Source organism: Candidatus Polarisedimenticolia bacterium, from assembly GCA_035764505.1.
Taxonomy (GTDB): Bacteria; Acidobacteriota; Polarisedimenticolia; order Gp22-AA2; family AA152; genus AA152.
The window spans coordinates 1-17,512 of record DASTZC010000224.1 but is presented as its reverse complement, the minus strand read 5'-3'; the positions used below and the strand labels follow the sequence as shown (position 1 = coordinate 17,512).

Genomic DNA, 17,512 nt, shown 5'->3' with positions numbered 1-17,512 from the left:
ATGTCCGGCGCCGGCGCATCAGATCCGGTAGGCTTCCAGCAGGCTCTCGGGAAGCGGCGACACGCGCAGCTGCTCGCAGCGCTCCTCCCGGCGCGCCGTCACCGTCACCTCCGCCTCGCGGCGGCGCGATGAGAAGCGCGCCGCAATTCCCGCGATCAGCTCGCGCAGCGCCGTGTCGGGCTCTCCCTGGGCCAGTACCAGAGGGCTGCCTGCATCGGGGACCTCGAACCACCAGCGACCGGCCCGGTGCTTCGCCAGAAAGCCGTTCTCCGCCTCGTCTCTGCCCACCACCACCTTGACGCCGTGCGACACTCGAAAATGTCTACCTACCTTGAGCAGAACCGGATCTTCGGTCCCCGGCTCGAAGGGCACCTGATGGTCCAGGGCGTCCTTCAGACGGCGCGAGAAGGTGTCGTCGGTCAGCGAGCAGCAGCCACCCGAAGGCTGCGGAAATTCGGCAATCTGGAAGGTCTCCGCGAGCGCCAGCTGCCCGCGCCGCGAGCGTCCCGAGATCGAAAGCAGTCGTGCTCGGTCCACCCAGCCGCGCTTTTCCGGAATCGTCTCGGGCAGATGGCGCGCCGACAGAGGCCGCAGGAGCAGCCCTTCGAGGCCTGCCTCCTTCTCGATCGTCTGCAGCGCCGCCAGGTGTTGCGACATGGGGCGCTGTCCCAGGACCTCGCCGGTGAAGATGAAATGCGCTCCCAGCGAATCCATGCGCGCCTTCGCCTTGTTGAGCATGAAGATGCGGCAGTCGATACAGGGGTTCATGTGCGCGCCGTGGCCGAACTTGGGATTGACCACGATGCCAAAGTATTCGCGCTCCACCGGCTCGATTTCGACCTCGATCCCGAGATCGCCGCCGGCGCGCAGCGCCTCGTTGCGCAGCCGGTGGGCCGACTCGTTGGGACGCCCCACCGCACGCCGTTGATCATTGGTGCAGAAGCCGGTGGCGTAATTCACGCCGTGGACCTCGATCCCCTGCTCGATCAGGACCCGGGCCGCCAGCGTCGAATCGAGCCCGCCGGAAATCAGCCCCAGGGCCCGAATCGTCTCTCCCGCCACCCTGCTCGTCATCGTCTTCCTCCGGATCTTGCTCCGGCGCCTGGCCCTCCCGAGGAGCGCTCCACCTTTCTCACGTACAGCAGGAGAATTTCGTCCACCGTCTCGCGCCCCCCCAGGTATTCGTGACCGGTGGAGCGGCACCAGGCCGGCATGTCCAGCAGGATCACCCGGTCATCGGAAGCAATCTCGAGGACCTCTCCCGGCTGCATCGAGCGAATCCGCGCCTGGGTCTTGATGATCGGCACGGGGCAATACAGCCCCACGGTATCGAGCCGCACGTCGGGCTCCGGGAAAATCGCTTCTGCCGGCGCCCCGGGCTGCGGGTCGGCGGGCTTTCCGGAATCGCTGCTCATTCTGACGGGCTGCGGCATCGCGTCGAGCTCCCATCGTCTGCGCGGGAGGGCAAGTATAGCAAAGGGCCGCGGCGGAATCGGCGTCCCCGGACGGTGCTAGGGAATCCGTGCCGTGAGCTTCAGGCGCGACCAGAAGCGAAAGGCGCGTGTCGCCGCGCGGGGTCGCAGTCCGAGGATATCCTCATCCAGAAGGATTTCCGCTTCCACGTGCACTGGCGCCCCGGTTTCCTTGCGGACAGGGACCTCGAGCTGCAGCCCCCGTTCCATGGAGGGCGTGGCCTTGCGGTAATTGCGGAAGGTCCCCCAGCTCCCGCCGCGAAAAACCTGGAAGGATGCCGACGAGGCCAGCCGAAGCGACACGAACCGCGGGTTGTCCGGGAGGAGGCCGCGCAGGCGCACGATGCTCTCCGTTTCGCCGTTCTCGGTCTCGAGGGTGACCGCGGGAGGATCGATTCGGTCCCATGGGATGTCGAGGGTCTGCCGCGTGCCGTCGGACAGAGCCTGGGAATCCCATCCTTCCAGACGCAAGGCGGCAAGGGGCTCGAGCGACGCGAGATGGGCCGTGACCTCCCGCCTCGTCAGATCGATCTCTTCGCCCACCTGCACCAGGACGCGGTGACGGGAGTCGTAGGTCGGAACCAGTCCGTTCGCCGCCGCCGAACCGGCGGCGAGAAGTGCCAGGATCAATCCCACCGGCGCCGACAGCAGCCGACCGGGCCGTCCGCCAAGGAGAACCTCCGGATGGCAGGCAATCCCCTGGAAGAAAAGGAACCAGGGAAGCAGCAGCGCGAGAGCCCCGACCCATAAGGCCGCCGGTGGCACCGTCGAACCGGAAAGCTCGAGGAACATCCGATAGGTCACCGGCGAAAGGTAGGAAATCGACGCCAGGGCTCCCAGGCAGGCCCAGGCCACCTGGCGGATGACGCTTCCGGAGAGCGACGCCAGCAGCATACCTGCGGCGCCGGCCCACAAGGGAAAGGCGATTTCGTGCCGGTGAAGACCCGACAGGGCTGCCGCTTCGGACGCCAGGACGAGCCATCCGGCGGCCAGGTAGGGACCGGACCGGGTGGCGGGACGCACGAAGCGGAAGAGTACCGCCGCAAGCCAGAATGTGAAGGCGGAAGCTGCCAGCGCTCCCCCCACGTGGGCCAACGGATGGGCCGAAGAAGGATGGCTCACCCCGGCAATCCAGCCAAGCAGGCTCTCCACGGCGAGACCCCCCGAGATCCCGAGAAGGGTGAAGGGAATGGCCATGAACAGGGCGCGCAGGGTCTCTCCCCAGGCATCCACCCGGAGAATCTCGCGGCGCCTCACCGTCGCGACCGCCAGCCCCGCCAGCAGCACCGCCGCTTCCAGGGCACGCAGACCTAGCAGCGGCAGGAAGAAAGCGGAGCCCAGAGCCGGCACCGGAGCATAGCCTTTGTCGGTGCTCTTCAGGTCGGCTTCACCGCGGTCGAGAATCCCGATCATCTCGGTGACCAGGTCGGCTGCCGCCACCAGCGTCTCCCCCTCCACGCGCTCGGGCGTATCCTCGCGGGTGTGATAGGTCCAGGCGGGAAACTGGCAGCTCAGGTTCAGGGCCGGGATGCCGGCTTCCAGGAACGAGACATGATCGGCGAAGTAGGGAATATCGAGGATGCGAGGCACGGCGACGAGCCAGGGATCGAAGGTCGCCCTGCCGGTGTGGACCTGCGCTTCGGCGCGCGCCAGCAGGCGGTTCGCCCACAGCTCCGGCGGTCGCGGAAAAGGGGCCACGAAGACCTTTCCGGTGGAGACGAAATCCAGCGTCACCGCGGCGATGGGCTTCTCTCCGTCCCAGTGTCTCAAGAAGCCGGCGGATCCCGGCAACCCGAAAGTCTCCTCTCCGGTGAAAGAGGCGAACACCAGCGTGTGGCGCCGCTCCTTCTTGGCCCAGCGGCGCGCCGCTTCCAGCATGACCGCCACCCCCGAGGCGTCGTCGGCGGCGCCCGGGCAGGAAAGACTGCGGCTGTCATGGTGCGCACCGAGAACGATGCTCCCGGCGACGCTTCCCGGGAGCACGCCGATGACATTGGCCGAGTCGAGCATCAGGTCGGTCGACTCCCAAAGCTCCAGCTCCCCCAGCGGCTGCTCGCTCGCCTGCAATCCGGCGGACCGCATCGCATCGAGAATGTAGCCGCGGGCACGCGCTTCGGCGGGACTGCCGGCGGGACGTGGGCCGATACGCCCCGCAAGGGCCTGCATGTCCTGCATGAGCCTCGAGCGCGCAGCGGGATCCGTGGATCCGACTCCCGAGCAGGCGCCCGCCAGCAGGCTCGCGAGCAGGCTTGCCAGGAGACGAACTCGGACTTTCATGCGGCGCTCCTTGACGATGAAGGGTGGAGAGTCTAGCATAAGTCCAACGTCTTAAGAGAGTTGGAGAGCAGTTGGACCTTTCGGACCCAGAGACTCGCAAGGTCTTTCGCCGCCGGCCCATGGTCGCCGTGGCAATCTTCCTGTGGGCCGCTTCCCTGGCTCTGGCGGGGCAGGGGTCACCCTCAGGCAATCCGCTGGAGCCGCTGGAGAGGATGTTCCGGGAAGGAGATCCCGGCCGGATCCGGCAGGTCGCCGCCAAGGGAGAGAAGATCCTCATGGACTCCGGGACTCTGGGGTTTCCTCACGGCTACTACAGCATCGACCAGGTTTGCCTGGTCCTGCAGTCGATCTTCCGCTCACGCAGTACCCTGCAGTTCAACTTCCTGAAGGGCGGCAATCCACCGGAGCAACCCGAGCGCATCATCGCCGTCGGACGGTGGAAGTTCCGCACGGGACGCTCGCGGGAACAAACGGCACAGATCGCCTTCACACTGGTCCGGAGGGACGGCGGTTGGATTCTCAAGGAGCTCCGCGACGTCCCCTGACGGGAGGCGCTTGAGCAAGACCGCACGAGCCGTCTCCCCCGTCGCGCTCGCGGCCCTCATTCTGGCCCTGGCGCTGCTCGAATGGGACCTCCTGTCCGGGTTCCTGCGCCTGGCGGCCTGGCAATGTGTCCTTTTGATGGGCCTGGCGATCCTGCTGCAGCTCTCCTGGCGATCGTCACGGCGGGCGCCACAACCCACCCTCCGCCTGCTCGGTGTCGCAACCATCCTCGTTTTCCTTCTCGCGGCTTTCGCCCTGACCCACCACCTCCAGGCACGCCGAACCGTGTCCTCGTGGGAGGAGCAGCGCAGCACGCGGCTGGAGCTGAGGGCACAGCGGATCCGCCGGGATTTCGCCCAGCTGCTGGGCGACCTGTCGGCGCCGGCTGCCCACCTGGCACGCGTGCCTGCGGGCGACCGGCGCGCCTTGTTCCAGGTCCTGGAAGCAGCCGCCACCCGCCCTCGGCCCGAAGGGGATCGGTTCGGCTGGACCCTTTGGAGCAAGGAAGGGCCCATCGCCTGGGGCGGGCGCACGGCGCTGGGCGCCGCGCCCGCCGGTCGGGGCGGCACGAGCATTTTCGTGCAGGGAGCCTCGCAGATCCTGGCCTCCTCGACTCCCGTGGGGAGCGACACATTTCTGCTGGGCGAGTACCTCTTGCAGTCCCCGCTCGAGGAGGAGCCGCGTCTTCCCCTGCACCGACCCGCAGTCCGGGGCGGCAGCGTGAGCCTGCGAATCGCGGCCCCCGTCCGACCGAGCGAGGAATCGGACCTTGCTTCTTCGCGTCTGGGCCGGGCGCGTCACGGCGCGCTCCCCGCCTCCGTTAATCTCTTCGTGCCGCTGCAGGATGCCAGCGGCCGAACGCTGGTCGTGGTCTCCCTGGGCGACCAGCAGCTCGACGAGGTGCTCCTCCAGGATCGCCGGAACCATCGGATTGCCGGAGTGCTCTTGAACGCCGCCGGGCTGCTGCTCCTGGCGCTGCTCTGCTTTGCCCGACGGGAAGAAGGAAGCACGACATGGATGCTCTCCGGTGCCGGATTCCTGGTGGCCGCGCGCGCCGCGCTGCTTCCTTTGAGCTACGGCATTTCCGGCTCTTCGCTGTTCGACCCGCGTCTGTTCGGATCGATGCTCGCCGAGCCGCTGTTCCGCTCGGCCGGCGATTTCTTCCTGACCTCCGTGGTCTGGCTCCTGCTGGTGACCGAGCTGACACGGAGCCGCTGGGATCCTGAAATTCCGGCGCGCCCGCTGCGCATCGCAGCCGGCGTACTGCTGCTCGTGCCGTCGGGCTACTTCCTGGGACGCCTCGCCACGGAGACCCCCTGGCACGCGCGCTTCGATGTGACGCGGGTGGAGCTCCTTCCGATCAACGCCCCGCGGCTCCTCGTGCAGGCCGGCTTGCTGATGCTGTTCGGCGGCTGGCTGCTGCTGGCGCTGAGCTGGGGAAGCGAGATCCGGCGCGCCGTATCCCCGCGCATCTCCATGAATCCGGTCCGCCTTCCCACGGCCGCCCGCGCCATCGCCTTCGTCACTCTCACCGTCTTCCTTTTTCTTCCGCTCCTGCTGCGCAGCTCGATCCGCCAGCGCGAGTCGTTCTTTCTCGACACCCTGCTTCCCGAGGTGGAGAACCAGGCCTCGATCCGCGAGCAGATCCTGAAAGAGGCGATCGACCGCCTCGACGAGTCGCCGCGCGCCCGGCGCATCCTGGCCTCGGCCGGCGGAGCAGGCGGTGAGGGAACCGCGTATCGTCTCTGGTCCCTCACCCGTCTGAAGGAGGAGGGCCTCAGCTCCTCCCTCAGGCTGTTCGCCCCGGACGGCACGCCGATGGGACGCTTTGGATTGAACCTTCCGGCCGAGGCGAAGGTGCAGGAGCTCCCCTCCCGGGGCCCGGACCATCCGAAGCGGCTGGTGCTGCGCGTCGGGGGGCTGAAGCGGCGCGTCCTGGAAGCCGAGACGCTGCTGAAAGCCCCCGGGGTCGCGCCCCACCGCGTCCAGATCTACCTGGTCGACGAAGCGGAGAATCTTTCGGTGCTGCGCGCAGGCAACCCCTACGCGCGCGTCTTCCAGGTCTCGCAGACGCGCGAGACCAACCCGGAGCTGATCGGATCGGAGCCCCTGCTCGCCTCGCTCGACGAGTCCGGCAGGATAAAGGAGTGCAATCTCGAGAATGCGCCGGTCTTTCCGCCCGGTTTCCTGGAGCGCCTGCCGGCGGGACGGCCGCGCTGGACCAAAGCCCGCATCGGCGAGGAGGATTTCCGCGTTATCGCCAAGCGCTCCTCCGGGAAAGTGCTCGCCATGGGCTTTCTCCTCCCCTCGGCGCTGCGGCTCACCGGAAGCTTCACCCGCATGATTCTCATAGGGCTGCTCCTGGGCCTCGTGTTTGCCGCGGTGCTGGGAATGCTGGGAGGGATGACGCTGCCGCGGTTGCGGCCGCGCGGCGGATTGTTCCGCCGGCTGCTGGCGGTGTTTCTCGCCGCTTCTTTTCTGCCGCTGTTCGCCCTGGCCTTCTTCATGCAGCGCTTCGCGGCGCGGGAATTCGAGGAGAACCTCCTGTCCCAGGGAATCAGCTCGCTGGGGGCGGCGGGGCGCATCGTCGAGGACTACCTTTCGGCGGACACGCAGGAAGAGGCCGCCCCGCCCATCGAGGACGGCGTGGCTTACTGGATCTCCCGGGTGGTGCACGAGGACATCAGCCTCTACCGGGGGGAGGTGCTTTCCGCTTCCAGCACCCGCGAGCTGTTCGCCTCGGGCCTGCTCCCTACCCGCCTGGAAGCGCCCCTCTACCGGCGGCTGCTCCTGGAGGGTCAGCCCTATGCCCTGGGGCGACTGCGGATCGGCAAGCTCAACACGCTGGTGATCGCCGCGCCGCTGTCGCTCGGGAACCCGGCTGCGGGCGTGCTGTCGCTGCCGCTGTCGGGCAAGGAGACGGAGATCCGGCACAAGCGGGCGGACGTCGAGGAGGCGATCCTGATCGTGACCGTGCTGATGCTCCTGCTATCCACGCTGTTGTCGGACATCCTGGCGCGCCGCGTGGCTCGCCCCATCTCCGCGCTCGCCGCGGCCACCGAGCGCATCGAGTCGGGAGACTACGACGCGGAGGTCCGCCTGCGCACGCGCGACGAGCCGGCCATGCTCATCGACTCGTTCAACCGGATGGCCGCCTCCCTGCGCCGACAGCGCGAGGACCTTCGGCGCCGAAGCGACTACATCCGCAAGATCCTGCTGCACGCCACGACCGGCGTGGTCTCCACCGACGCGCAGGAGCGCATCGTGACGGTCAACCCGGCGGCGCGCCTGCTGCTGGGGCTGCCCTCCACGCCCACCCCGGGCTCGGATCTGTTCGAGACCCTCTCCTCCGATGCGGCGCTCGCCTCCCTGCGCGACGCCCTCGCCGGCTCCCCTGCCGATCGCGAGGCCCGCTGGCAGATCGAGCTGCGCTGGGAGGACCGGCCGGCGACCCTGCGGGTGGCCTCGCTCCCCTTCCGCGAGAGCCCGGCCGCGCCTCCGGGAAGGATCTTGCTTCTCGAGGACCTCACCGAGACGGTGCGCTCCAGCCGACTGCAGGCCTGGGCGGAGATGGCCCGCACCATCGCCCACGAGATCAAGAACCCGCTGACCCCCATCCAGCTCTCCGCCGATCACCTGCGCAAGGTCTATTCGGCCTCGGCGCCCGATTTCGGCGACATCCTCGAGGAATGTCTCGACACGATTCAGAAGCAGGTGCTGGCGCTGCGGCGCATCGCGGCCGATTTCTCCGACTATGCGCGGATTCCGGACCCGAAGCCGCAGCGCATCGCCCCGGCGCAGCTTCTCGAGGAAGTGCTGGCCCCTTACCGGGCCACCCCGCCTGCGGGGACCATGCTCGAGCTGCGCGTCGATACCGGTACTCCCGACCTCTGGGCCGACCCGGTCCTCACCCGCCGCGCCCTCTCCAACCTGGTCCAGAACGCGCTGGAGGCGATGCCCGAAGGAGGCACCCTCAGCATCCTGGCCGGCATCGCGCCAGATGGCGCCGGGCTCCCCTCGCGGCGGGTGCGCATCCGGGTGAAGGACACCGGCCCGGGGATCGACCCCGCAGCCCGTGCCCGCCTTTTCGAGCCCTACTTCTCGACCAAAGCGTCCGGCTCGGGGCTGGGCCTGTCGATCGTCCGGAAATCGACCGAAGAGCAGGGGGGTCGGGTCCAGGTCCACTCCGCGCCGGGCCAAGGGACGGAAGTGCTCCTGGATCTCCCCGCCTGGAGCCCGGTGCCGCAAAGCGGCGCCGATTCCGCTCCCGAAGGCGCGATCCGGTAAACTAGCGCCTGCGCCGGACGAACCGGCGGATTTGGAGGAAGGCAGCACGGCATGTGCGGCATTTGTGGCATCGTGGCACTCTCCCCGTCGGTCCAGCTCCCCGGTCCCGAGGTGGTGCGGAGGATGACCGATCTCCTGCGCCACCGCGGTCCCGACGATGAGGGCTTCCACGTCGACGCGGGAGCCGCGCTCGGCCACCGCCGCCTGAGCATCATCGATCTCGCCGGCGGGCACCAGCCGATCGCCAACGAGGACGAGACCCGCTTCATCATTTTCAACGGCGAGATCTACAACCATGTCGAGGTGCGGCGCTTCCTGGAGCAGAAAGGGCACCGCTACCGGACCGCCAGCGACACCGAGACGATCCTGCACCTGGTCGAGGAGGAGGGCGTCCCAGGGCTGAACCGGATGAACGGCATGTGGGCCTTCGCGGTGTGGGACTTCCCGCGGCGGCGCCTCCTGGTGGCCCGGGATCGGCTCGGGATCAAGCCTCTCTACTATGCGCAGGTCGGCGACCTGCTGCTTTTCGCCTCGGAGATCAAGTCGCTGATTGGATCGGGGCTGGTCTCCGACGAGCTGGACCCGGCCTCCGTCGCCGCCTACCTGGATCTCCTCTACATCCCCAGCCCGGCCACCATCTACAAGCAGGTGCGCAAGCTTCCCGCCGGACACGCGTTGATCGCGGATGCCACCGGGGTGCGCGTCGAGCGCTTCTGGAATCCCACCTACACGCTGGATCGCGTGCCGGAGCTTCCGGAGGCCGCCGAGCGGGTGCACGAGATCCTTGCCGACGCGGTCAAGGTCCGACTGCTCTCCGAGGTGCCTCTCGGCGCCTTCCTGAGCGGCGGGCTAGACTCCAGCCTGGTGGTCGGGCTGATGAGCCAGATCATGAATCAGCCCGTGCAGACCTTCACGGTGGGCTTCGCGGGCGAGGGCTGGTACGACGAGTCGGGGGAGGCCGAGGCCGTGGCCCGTCACTTCCGCACGGACCACCATGCGCTGCACCTCACCTCGCTGGACATTCCCGAGACGCTGCAAAAAACCGTTCCCGCGCTGGACGAGCCGATGTGCGATCCGGCCGCCCTGCCGACCCTCCTGTTGTCGCACTTCGCGCGCGAGAAAGTCACCGTGGCGCTGGCGGGCGAGGGGGCCGACGAGCTCTTCGGAGGCTACGACAAGTATCGCTTCGAGCAGTGGCTCGGCAGATTCGGGATCCTCGGCAGCCTCGCCGGCCGCGCCGGCAGCGCGCTGCCGCTGTCCCGTCTGCCGGAGAAGGTGCGCCGGGCCATCGAAGCCGCCGCGCTCTCCGGGCCCGCGCGCCAGATCCGGCTGCGCTCCACCTTCACCCTGGAGGAGTCGCGCCGTCTCCTGCGCCGGCCCCTGGATCAAGAGAAGGCGGCCTCCACCCTGGCGATCGAGAACGCCGTCCGCGACTATCCCGCCGGGGACGCGCTGAATCAGATCTTCTTCCAGGACCTCAAGGTCTACCTGCAGGACGACCTGCTCATGAAGGTGGACAAGATGAGCATGCAGGCTTCGCTGGAGGCCCGCGTCCCCTTCCTGGACTACCGGCTGGTGGAGTTCGTCTTCTCCCTGCCCAGCGCCTACAAGCTGCACAAAGGGAAAGGAAAGATCCTCCTGAAGCAGGCCTTCCCCGGCTTCCTCCCGGAAAGGACCGTGCAGCGGCGCAAGCACGGCTTCATGGTCCCGGTGGCGAAATGGATGCGCAGCGACCTGAAGGACTACGTGCACGACCTGTTCGCCTCGACCGACGATCCCTTCTACGATCACGTGGATCGGCGCGAGGTCGACCGCTACCTGCAGGACTACTACGTCAGGGGACACGACCGGGCGCTTCCTCTCTGGGTCCTCCTCTGGTTCAAGGTCTGGTGCCGGACGGCCCTGCGCCCCGTGGACGCGGTGTCTCGGGGACAGAGCTGAATTCCGGCAGAATCGCCTACCTGCTCACCGCCTTTCCCACCGTGAGCGAGACCTTTGTCGAAGGGGAGTTCCGCGCGCTGGCGCGCCGCGGGCTTCCGGTGGACCTTTACGCGACCCGTAATTTCCGGGAGGAGACGGCGGCCGACGAGCCCGGCCGCGATCGCGGGCTGACCATCCAGCGCTCCGCTTATCTTTTCGGCAGCGAGGTCCCGGCGGCGGTCTTCTACTTCCTGGCGCGCCATCCCGGTCGCACCCTCGGCACTTTCGCCCGGATCGTCGCCGGCAACATTCGCAGCCCCCGCTACCTGGCGCACGCCGTGGCGCTGTTTCCCAAGAGCCTGGTGTTCGCCCGCAAGATGCGCGCGCTGGGAACGGCGCACGTCCACGGCACCTGGGCCCACTATCCGGCGACGGCGGCTTATATCGCGGCGCGCCTGCTGGGGACCTCTTACAGCTTCAGCGGGCACGCCGGCCTCGACGTCTTCTCCAACGCCGCCTTCCTGCCCCGGAAGATCCACGAGGCCCGCTTCATCCTGGCCTGCCAGAGCGCCACGCGCCGCCGGATGGAGCAGCTCGTCCCGGGAAGCAGCGGCAAGATCCATGTCGTTTACCACGGGGTCGACTTCGGCGAAATCCCCCGGCCGGGTAGCGTGCAGCGTGCCAACCCGCCCGAGATCGTCTCGGTGGGACGGCTGACTCCGGAGAAAGGATTTCTGGATCTCCTGCAGGCGGCCGCCCTCCTGCGGGACCGCGGGGTTCCTTTCCGGCTGCGGATTTTCGGAAGCGGCCCGCAGCGCGAGGAGCTGAAGCGCGAGAGCGCGCGGCTGGAACTGGGGAACGTGGTGCGGCTGGAGGGGATCGCCCCGCATCGCGAGGTTCTGGCGGCGATGGCGGGTGCCACGCTGGTGGCATTGGCTTCTTATCGTACGCCCAACGACTTTCAGGACGGCATCGCCAACGTCCTGGTCGAGGCGATGGCGTGCGGCACGACCGTGGTGACCACCGATTATGACGGCTCGCGCGAGCTGCTCGAATCGGGACGCTACGGTGTGACCGTTCCGGAGAGAGACCCGGCACGGCTCGCCGAGGCGATCGAGGTCCTGCTGCGGGATCCCGACCGTCGCCGCGAGCTGGCGCAGGCGGCCCGGGAGCGCGTCGAGCGCGACTTCGATCGCGACCGCAACGTCGAGACGATCGCCCGGCTGTTCCGGGAAACCCTGCCGGCTGCCGGCGCGCCCGCGCCGCGTGCCGCTAGCGGCCCGGCTGGGGCGTGAGGATCAGCGTCGAGGAAAAGTCGATCGTCTCTTTTGCCAGGGCCACCTTGTCCACGCGCAATTCCAGGAGGGCCGGCTTGCCCCGCACGTCCACGCTCTGCTTCATGAGGTTGCGCAGATCCACGGGCTGGAAGAACTCCTTGATGTCGACCTTTCCGAAGCCGGGGATGGATATCGGCAGGCTCTGCACGACCACCTGGTAGCCCCCGCCCGACTGCTGGAACACCAGCACGGGATGGAGGACCTGGTCCACCGGCATCGGCGCTCCCTGGCAGCGCACCGCGAAAGTGATCTGGTTGTTGCCAAAGGTCAGATCCTTCGGGTCCGAGAACGTCAGGGATTCCTTGAGCATCCCCGTGCCCACGTCAATCTTGTAAGGCATCGTTGCCGACAGCAGCGACAGGATGGCGTCGCGACGGAAAGTCACTTTCACCCCCTCGGGGGCTGGGGCGGCCGCCAGGCAGCCCACCGCGCACAGAACCGGCAGCCAGCCGGAGGTTTTTCGAGTCAAGAGAAGCTCCTTTCATGAATCGGCGCGGAAGCGAGCCGCTCCCGCGCGCGTTGCATTGTCAGAACAGCTCGGCCACGCGCCGCTTCAGGCGCTCCGCCAGAACAGCCGGCTCGCTGCATTGCTCCACCACCCTCACCAGGGCGCTGCCCACCACCACGCCGTCGGCGAACTCCCCGGCCTGGCGCACCTGCTCCCGATCCGAGACACCGAAGCCCAGCGCGATCGGCAGTGAGGTCGACTGGCGCAGCCGGCGTACCCGATCGGCGGTCTCCGGCGGCAGCGTGGCACGCTCTCCGGTCACCCCGGCGCGCGTCACGTAGTAAAGGAACCCTCGCGAGGCGCGTCCGATGGCATCGAGCCGGTCCTGGGCGGTGGTCGGGGCGGCCATGAAGACCGGGTCGAGGTTCTTCTCGCCCAGGGCGGCGATGTAATCGTCCGCCTCCTCCACGGGAAGATCGGTGGCCAGGACGCCGTCGACGCCCGCGGCGGAGGCGGCCTGCGCGAGGCGGGGCCAGCCCATGCGCAGCAGCGGATTCAGGTAACTGAACAGGAGCAGCGGCACGTCGCTCATCTGCCGGATCCGTGCGGCGGCTTCCAGGACCGTCTCCAGCGTCGTCCCGCGGGCCAGGGCGCGCGCCGCCGCGCGCTGGATCACCTCGCCGTCGGCCAGCGGATCGGAGAAGGGCACGCCCAGCTCGATCAAATCGGCGCCGCAGCCGCGCAGTACCAGCGCGAGATCGACGGTCGCCTCGATCGACGGATCTCCCGCCGTCAGGTAGGGAATGAAAGCGATACGGCGTGCCTGGCGCGCCTTGGCGAAGGCCGCCGCGATCCGGCTCATGGCTCGACTCCGAGCCGCGCGGCCGCCTGGTCGACGTCCTTGTCGCCCCGCCCCGACAGATTGACCAGGACGCGGCACCCCTGCGGGAGCCGTGATGCATGCGCCGCGAGCCAGCCGAGCGCGTGGGCCGATTCCAAAGCCGGCAGGATCCCCTCGCAGCGCGCCAGCCGCCGGAAGCCATCGAGCGCCTCGACGTCGGAGGCGATCTCGTAGCGCACCCGGCCCTGCTCGCGCAGGTCGGCATGCTCGGGGCCGACGGCCGGGTAGTCCAGTCCCGCCGAGACCGAATGGGTCGGCGCGATATTCCCGGCCGCATCCTGGAGCAGGAAGGTGTAGGTGCCATGCAGCACTCCTGGCGACCCGCCGGCGAAGCGGGCCGCGTGCCGCCCGGCGGCGATTCCTTCGCCGCCGGCCTCCACGCCCACCATCTCGACCGCCTCGTCCGCCAGGAAAGCCGTGAACAGTCCCAGGCTGTTGCTGCCACCCCCGACGCAAGCCACCAGCAGGTCCGGAAGCCGCCCTTCGGTCTTCAGATACTGCGCCCGCGCTTCCCTCCCGATCACCGACTGGAAATCGCGCACCAGGGCCGGGTAGGGATGCGCTCCCAGGACCGAGCCGAGAATGTAGTGGGTGCCGGCGCAGTTCGTGACCCAGTCGCGCATCGCCTCGTTGATGGCATCTTTGAGTGTCCGGCTGCCCGCGGCCACTTCGACGACGCGCGCCCCCAGCAGCCGCATCCGGGTGACATTCAGCGACTGCCGCGCCATGTCCTCCGATCCCATGTAGACGACGCATTCGAGGTCCAGCAGCGCCGCCGCGGTGGCGCTCGCCACGCCATGCTGCCCCGCTCCCGTCTCGGCGATGACACGCCGCTTGCCCATGCGCCGCGCCAGCAGAGCCTGTCCCAGGGTGTTGTTGATCTTGTGGGCGCCGGTATGGCAGAGATCCTCGCGCTTCAAGTGAATGCGCAGGCCGCCCAGCTCCTCCCCGAGGCGCGCCGCCGGGGTCAGCGGCGTCGGTCGCCCGACATAGTCGCGCAGGAGGCGGTCCAGCTCCTGCTGGAAGGCGGGATCCTTGCGGCATGTCTCGTAGGCTTCCTCCAGCTCGATCAGCGGCCCCATCAGGGTTTCAGGGACAAAGCGGCCGCCGAATCTTCCGAAGCGCCCCGGCTTTTCCGGCTTCATGACGACGCTCCCCGTACCGCCCGCACGAAATCCTCCATCCGCTTTGCATCCTTTACTCCGGGCGATTGCTCCACGCCGCTGCTGACGTCGACGCCATAGGGACGCAGGAGGTGCACCGCCTCCGCCACGTTGTCCGGAGTCAATCCTCCTGCCACGATGATCCGACGCCCGAAGGCGCCGTGGGTCGCGAGACGAGACCAGTCGAAGGCGACCCCTCCCCCACCGAGCGCGCCAGGGACGGGGGCCTCCAGCAGGAAGGCCTCGACATCGAAGGGCTCCATGCTCGCCGGCGAGAAGTCCTCCCGGACCCGCAGCGTCTTGATCCGGACTCCGCCGACGGCGGCGCAGTGGCCGGGCGACTCCGATCCATGCAGCTGGACCGCCGTCAGTCCCAGATCTTCGCGGATCCTCCGGATGCGGATCGGGTCCTCGTCGGCGAAGACGCCGACGCGCGCCAGGAAGGGGGGCGCCGAGCGCAGCAGGTCGCGTGCCCTCGCCGGATCGAGGGAGCGCGGCGTGCCGGCCACCAGGATGACTCCCACGGCATCGGCGCCGGCCGCGGCGGCCGCCTCGAGATCCGCCCGCCGCGTGATGCCGCAGAACTTGATCCGTGGTCTCATCGGGTCCACTCCCGCAAGGCGGCGCCCGGATCGGAAGAGCGCGCCAGTGACTCGCCGATCAGGAAGGCATCGTAGCCGGCATCCGCGAGCCTTTTCATGTCCGCGCGCGAGGTGATGCCGCTCTCGCTCACCTTGAGGATCCCGGTCGGAAACAGCGCGGCGAGCCGCACGGAGATCTCGAGGTCGACCTCGAAAGTCCGCAGGTTGCGATTGTTCACGCCGATGAGACGGGCGCCGGCTTCCAGAGCCTGCCGCAGCTCCTCCTCATCGTGCACCTCCACCAGCGCCTCCATGCCGAGACCCCGCGCTTTTCCCAGCAGATCGACCACCGCCGTCCGGGGCAGCGCCGCAACGATCAGCAGGATGGCATCGGCCCCCGCGCCGCGCGACTCGTCGATCTGGGAGGCATCCAGGATGAAGTCCTTGCGCAGCACCGGGATTGCCGTCTGCGAGCGCGCCGCCTCGAGATGCGCCAGCTCTCCCTCGAAGTGTTCGGCGTCGGTAAGGACCGACAAGGCGGCGGCGCCGCCCGCTTCGTAATCCCTCGCCCGGGCGGCGGGATCGTAGTGCTCCACCAGACGCCCGCGGCTGGGAGAAGCGCGCTTCACCTCCGCGATGATCCGCAACCCGCTTCCCGCGGCGAGCGCCGCGGGAAAGCTCCTGACCCGCGGTGCGCGACTCAGCGCCTCTTCGATGCGGCGGCGCGCGCCAGGCTCCGCGAGCCGGGCAATCTCAGAGCGCTTGCCGCTCATGATCTTTTCCAGGAAATCACCCGTGGCCCGGGTCATCTTTCCTTCTCCCCCGTCAGCCGCACCAGGTCGTCCAGCTTGCGCGCGGCCGCGCCGGTATCGATCGACTGCTCCGCCAGCCTCTTTCCCTCCCCCAGATCGGCCCCCTTGCCCGCCACCCACAGCGCCGCGGCGGCGTTGGCCACCACCAGGTCCCGCCTTGGGCCGCGCTCGCCCGAGAGGATCGACCGGGCAATGGCGGCGTTCTGTTCCGGCCCGCCGCCGCGCAGCGCCGCCGCATCGGCCCGCGCAATCCCGAAATCCCGCGCATCGATTTCGTAGGAGCGCACCTGGCCGTTGGACAGCTCCGCGACCCAGGTGGGGGCGGTGGTGGTGATCTCGTCCATTCCGTCCTGGCCGTGCACCACCAGGGCCCGGCGCGACCCGAGGGCCGCGAGGGCCCGGGCGGCCGGCTCGACCCAGCGCCGGTCGAACACCCCCATGAGCTGGGAGGCGGCGCGGGCCGGATGGCTGAGAGGCCCGAGGAGGTTGAAGACGGTCCGCACCCCCAGGGCACGCCGCGCCGGCGTGGCCCCTTTCACCGCAGGGTGCATCGCCGGCGCGAACAGGAACCCGATGCCCGCTTCGTCGAGGCAGCGCGCCACCGTGCCCGGATCGGCGTCGATGCGCACTCCCAGGTGCGCGAGCAGGTCGGCGCTGCCGCACCGGCCCGAGCTGGCGCGGTTGCCATGCTTCGCGACCTTTGCTCCCGCTCCCGCGGCCACCAGCGCGGTGAGGGTGGAAACGTTGAACCCGCCCAGATCGTCGCCTCCCGTGCCGCAGGTGTCGAGCAGCTCCTCGTCCCGCGCTCCGGGGAGCCCGACGGACCGTTCCCGCATCGCCGCGGCGAAGGCGGCGATCTCCTCCGGTGTCTCCCCCTTCATGCGCAAGGCGATGAGGAACCCTCCCAGGAGAGCTCCGTCGACGCTGCCGTCCATAATCTCTTCGAAACAGGCGCCCGCCAAATCGGCCGGCAGATCATGGCCCAGGACCAGCTCTTTCAGGGCCTCCTCCATCCGGCTCATGCACTCTCCAGGAAGTTCGCCAGAAGAGCCATCCCCTGCGGCGTCAGGATCGATTCGGGATGGAACTGGACTCCCTCCACCGGTAGATGGCGATGCCGGACGCCCATGATGACGCCGTCGTCCGTTTGGGCGCTCACCTCCAGGCAGGAGGGAAGGGTGCCGGGATCGATCACCAGGGAATGGTAGCGCGTGGCGGTGAAGGGGTTGGGCAGTCCGCGGAAGACGGAGCGCCCGTCGTGCCGGATCTCGGAGGTCTTGCCATGGAAGATCGCCGCCGCCCGCACCACTTTTCCCCCGAAAGCCTCGCCAATGGCCTGATGGCCGAGGCAGACGCCGAGCAGCGGGATCCGTCCCGCAGCCTCCCGCACCAGCGGCACGGTAATCCCGGCGCGCGCCGGCGTGCCGGGTCCCGGCGATATCACCAGCCGCTCGTAGCGGCCGTGCAGCGCCCGCTCCACGCTGATGGCGTCGTTGCGATGGACCTCCACCTCGGCCCCCAGCTCTCCCAGGTACTGGACCAGGTTGTAGGTGAACGAATCGTAGTTGTCGAGGACCAGGACTTTCACGCCATCATCCCCTCCGCCTCGTCCAGCGCCTCGAAGACGACCTTCGCCTTGTCCAGGCACTCCTGCTCTTCCCGCGCCGGGTCGGAGTCGGCCACGATCCCCGCCCCCGCCTGGACGTAGGCCTGCGTCCCCTTCAGGATCGCCGTGCGCAGGGTGATGCAGGTGTCCAGATTGCCGAAGAAA

The 17,512-nt window shown here is 68.6% G+C and carries 15 protein-coding genes; 4 read left to right on the top strand and 11 right to left on the bottom strand.

Annotated elements, in window-relative coordinates; all coding sequences use genetic code 11:
* Positions 1-18: 18 nt before the first annotated feature.
* From VFW45_14680 to VFW45_14670, 3 genes are all read right to left on the bottom strand, one after another.
* Positions 19-1,074: a thiamine biosynthesis protein gene (locus tag VFW45_14680; GenBank protein HEU5182032.1), complete on the bottom strand. Its 1,056-nt coding sequence runs from the start codon at positions 1,072-1,074 to the stop codon at positions 19-21.
* Positions 1,071-1,433: a sulfurtransferase TusA family protein gene (locus tag VFW45_14675; protein ID HEU5182031.1), complete on the bottom strand. Its 363-nt coding sequence runs from the start codon at positions 1,431-1,433 to the stop codon at positions 1,071-1,073. The genes VFW45_14680 and VFW45_14675 overlap by 4 nt, the downstream gene beginning before the upstream one ends.
* A 78-nt stretch (positions 1,434-1,511) precedes the next feature.
* Positions 1,512-3,749 (bottom strand): M28 family peptidase, encoded by a 2,238-nt coding sequence (locus tag VFW45_14670; protein ID HEU5182030.1) that lies wholly within the window; start codon positions 3,747-3,749, stop codon positions 1,512-1,514.
* A 71-nt stretch (positions 3,750-3,820) separates the two neighbouring features.
* On the opposite strand from VFW45_14670, the gene VFW45_14665 reads away from it, so the two are divergent.
* From VFW45_14665 to VFW45_14650, 4 genes are read left to right on the top strand one after another with little or no spacing between them, the layout of a single operon-like run.
* A complete protein-coding gene (locus tag VFW45_14665) occupies positions 3,821-4,294 on the top strand; it encodes a hypothetical protein (protein ID HEU5182029.1) in 474 nt (157 codons plus the stop codon).
* A 10-nt stretch (positions 4,295-4,304) separates the two neighbouring features.
* A complete protein-coding gene (locus VFW45_14660; protein ID HEU5182028.1) occupies positions 4,305-8,579 on the top strand; it encodes an ATP-binding protein in 4,275 nt (1,424 codons plus the stop codon).
* Positions 8,580-8,630: 51 nt separating this feature from the next.
* Complete coding sequence (gene asnB / locus VFW45_14655) at positions 8,631-10,520, top strand: asparagine synthase (glutamine-hydrolyzing) (GenBank protein HEU5182027.1); 1,890 nt, start codon at positions 8,631-8,633, stop codon at positions 10,518-10,520.
* Positions 10,469-11,794 carry a glycosyltransferase family 4 protein gene (locus VFW45_14650; protein HEU5182026.1) on the top strand — a complete coding sequence of 442 codons (1,326 nt, stop codon included), beginning with the start codon at positions 10,469-10,471 and terminating at the stop codon, positions 11,792-11,794. Before asnB ends, VFW45_14650 begins: the two co-directional genes overlap by 52 nt.
* On the opposite strand, the gene VFW45_14645 is transcribed toward VFW45_14650, so the two are convergent.
* From VFW45_14645 to VFW45_14610, 8 genes are all read right to left on the bottom strand, one after another.
* The gene (locus VFW45_14645) at positions 11,772-12,305 is read right to left on the bottom strand and encodes a hypothetical protein (protein HEU5182025.1); all 534 of its coding nucleotides are present in this window, start codon (positions 12,303-12,305) and stop codon (positions 11,772-11,774) included. The two genes, VFW45_14650 and VFW45_14645, sit on opposite strands and share 23 nt — an antisense overlap.
* 58 nt (positions 12,306-12,363) lie before the next feature.
* The gene (trpA, locus tag VFW45_14640; protein ID HEU5182024.1) at positions 12,364-13,146 is read right to left on the bottom strand and encodes a tryptophan synthase subunit alpha; all 783 of its coding nucleotides are present in this window, start codon (positions 13,144-13,146) and stop codon (positions 12,364-12,366) included.
* Entirely contained in the window at positions 13,143-14,330 is a 1,188-nt protein-coding gene (gene trpB, locus VFW45_14635; protein HEU5182023.1) for a tryptophan synthase subunit beta, read from the bottom strand. The genes trpA and trpB overlap by 4 nt, the downstream gene beginning before the upstream one ends.
* On the bottom strand, positions 14,327-14,950 hold the full coding sequence (locus VFW45_14630; protein HEU5182022.1) for a phosphoribosylanthranilate isomerase: 624 nt from the start codon (positions 14,948-14,950) through the stop codon (positions 14,327-14,329). The genes trpB and VFW45_14630 overlap by 4 nt, the downstream gene beginning before the upstream one ends.
* Entirely contained in the window at positions 14,947-15,738 is a 792-nt protein-coding gene (trpC, locus tag VFW45_14625; protein ID HEU5182021.1) for an indole-3-glycerol phosphate synthase TrpC, read from the bottom strand. The genes VFW45_14630 and trpC overlap by 4 nt, the downstream gene beginning before the upstream one ends.
* Positions 15,735-16,763 (bottom strand): anthranilate phosphoribosyltransferase, encoded by a 1,029-nt coding sequence (trpD, locus tag VFW45_14620; GenBank protein ID HEU5182020.1) that lies wholly within the window; start codon positions 16,761-16,763, stop codon positions 15,735-15,737. Before trpD ends, trpC begins: the two co-directional genes overlap by 4 nt.
* Entirely contained in the window at positions 16,760-17,329 is a 570-nt protein-coding gene (locus VFW45_14615) for an aminodeoxychorismate/anthranilate synthase component II (protein HEU5182019.1), read from the bottom strand. The genes trpD and VFW45_14615 overlap by 4 nt, the downstream gene beginning before the upstream one ends.
* A partial coding sequence (locus tag VFW45_14610; GenBank protein HEU5182018.1) for a chorismate-binding protein occupies positions 17,326-17,512 on the bottom strand: 187 nt, incomplete at its 5' end. The genes VFW45_14610 and VFW45_14615, both read right to left, overlap by 4 nt.

What these genes read in the sequence shown, in the direction of transcription:
- trpB (HEU5182023.1), bottom strand. Translation starts at nt 14,330, where the DNA reads ATGAAGCCGGAAAAGCCGGGGCGCTTCGGAAGATTCGGCGGCCGCTTT.
- trpC (HEU5182021.1), bottom strand. Translation starts at nt 15,738, where the DNA reads ATGACCCGGGCCACGGGTGATTTCCTGGAAAAGATCATGAGCGGCAAG.
- VFW45_14680 (HEU5182032.1), bottom strand. Translation starts at nt 1,074, where the DNA reads ATGACGAGCAGGGTGGCGGGAGAGACGATTCGGGCCCTGGGGCTGATT.
- trpD (HEU5182020.1), bottom strand. Translation starts at nt 16,763, where the DNA reads ATGAGCCGGATGGAGGAGGCCCTGAAAGAGCTGGTCCTGGGCCATGAT.
- VFW45_14670 (HEU5182030.1), bottom strand. Translation starts at nt 3,749, where the DNA reads ATGAAAGTCCGAGTTCGTCTCCTGGCAAGCCTGCTCGCGAGCCTGCTG.
- VFW45_14630 (HEU5182022.1), bottom strand. Translation starts at nt 14,950, where the DNA reads ATGAGACCACGGATCAAGTTCTGCGGCATCACGCGGCGGGCGGATCTC.
- asnB (HEU5182027.1), top strand. Translation starts at nt 8,631, where the DNA reads ATGTGCGGCATTTGTGGCATCGTGGCACTCTCCCCGTCGGTCCAGCTC.
- VFW45_14675 (HEU5182031.1), bottom strand. Translation starts at nt 1,433, where the DNA reads ATGCCGCAGCCCGTCAGAATGAGCAGCGATTCCGGAAAGCCCGCCGAC.
- trpA (HEU5182024.1), bottom strand. Translation starts at nt 13,146, where the DNA reads ATGAGCCGGATCGCGGCGGCCTTCGCCAAGGCGCGCCAGGCACGCCGT.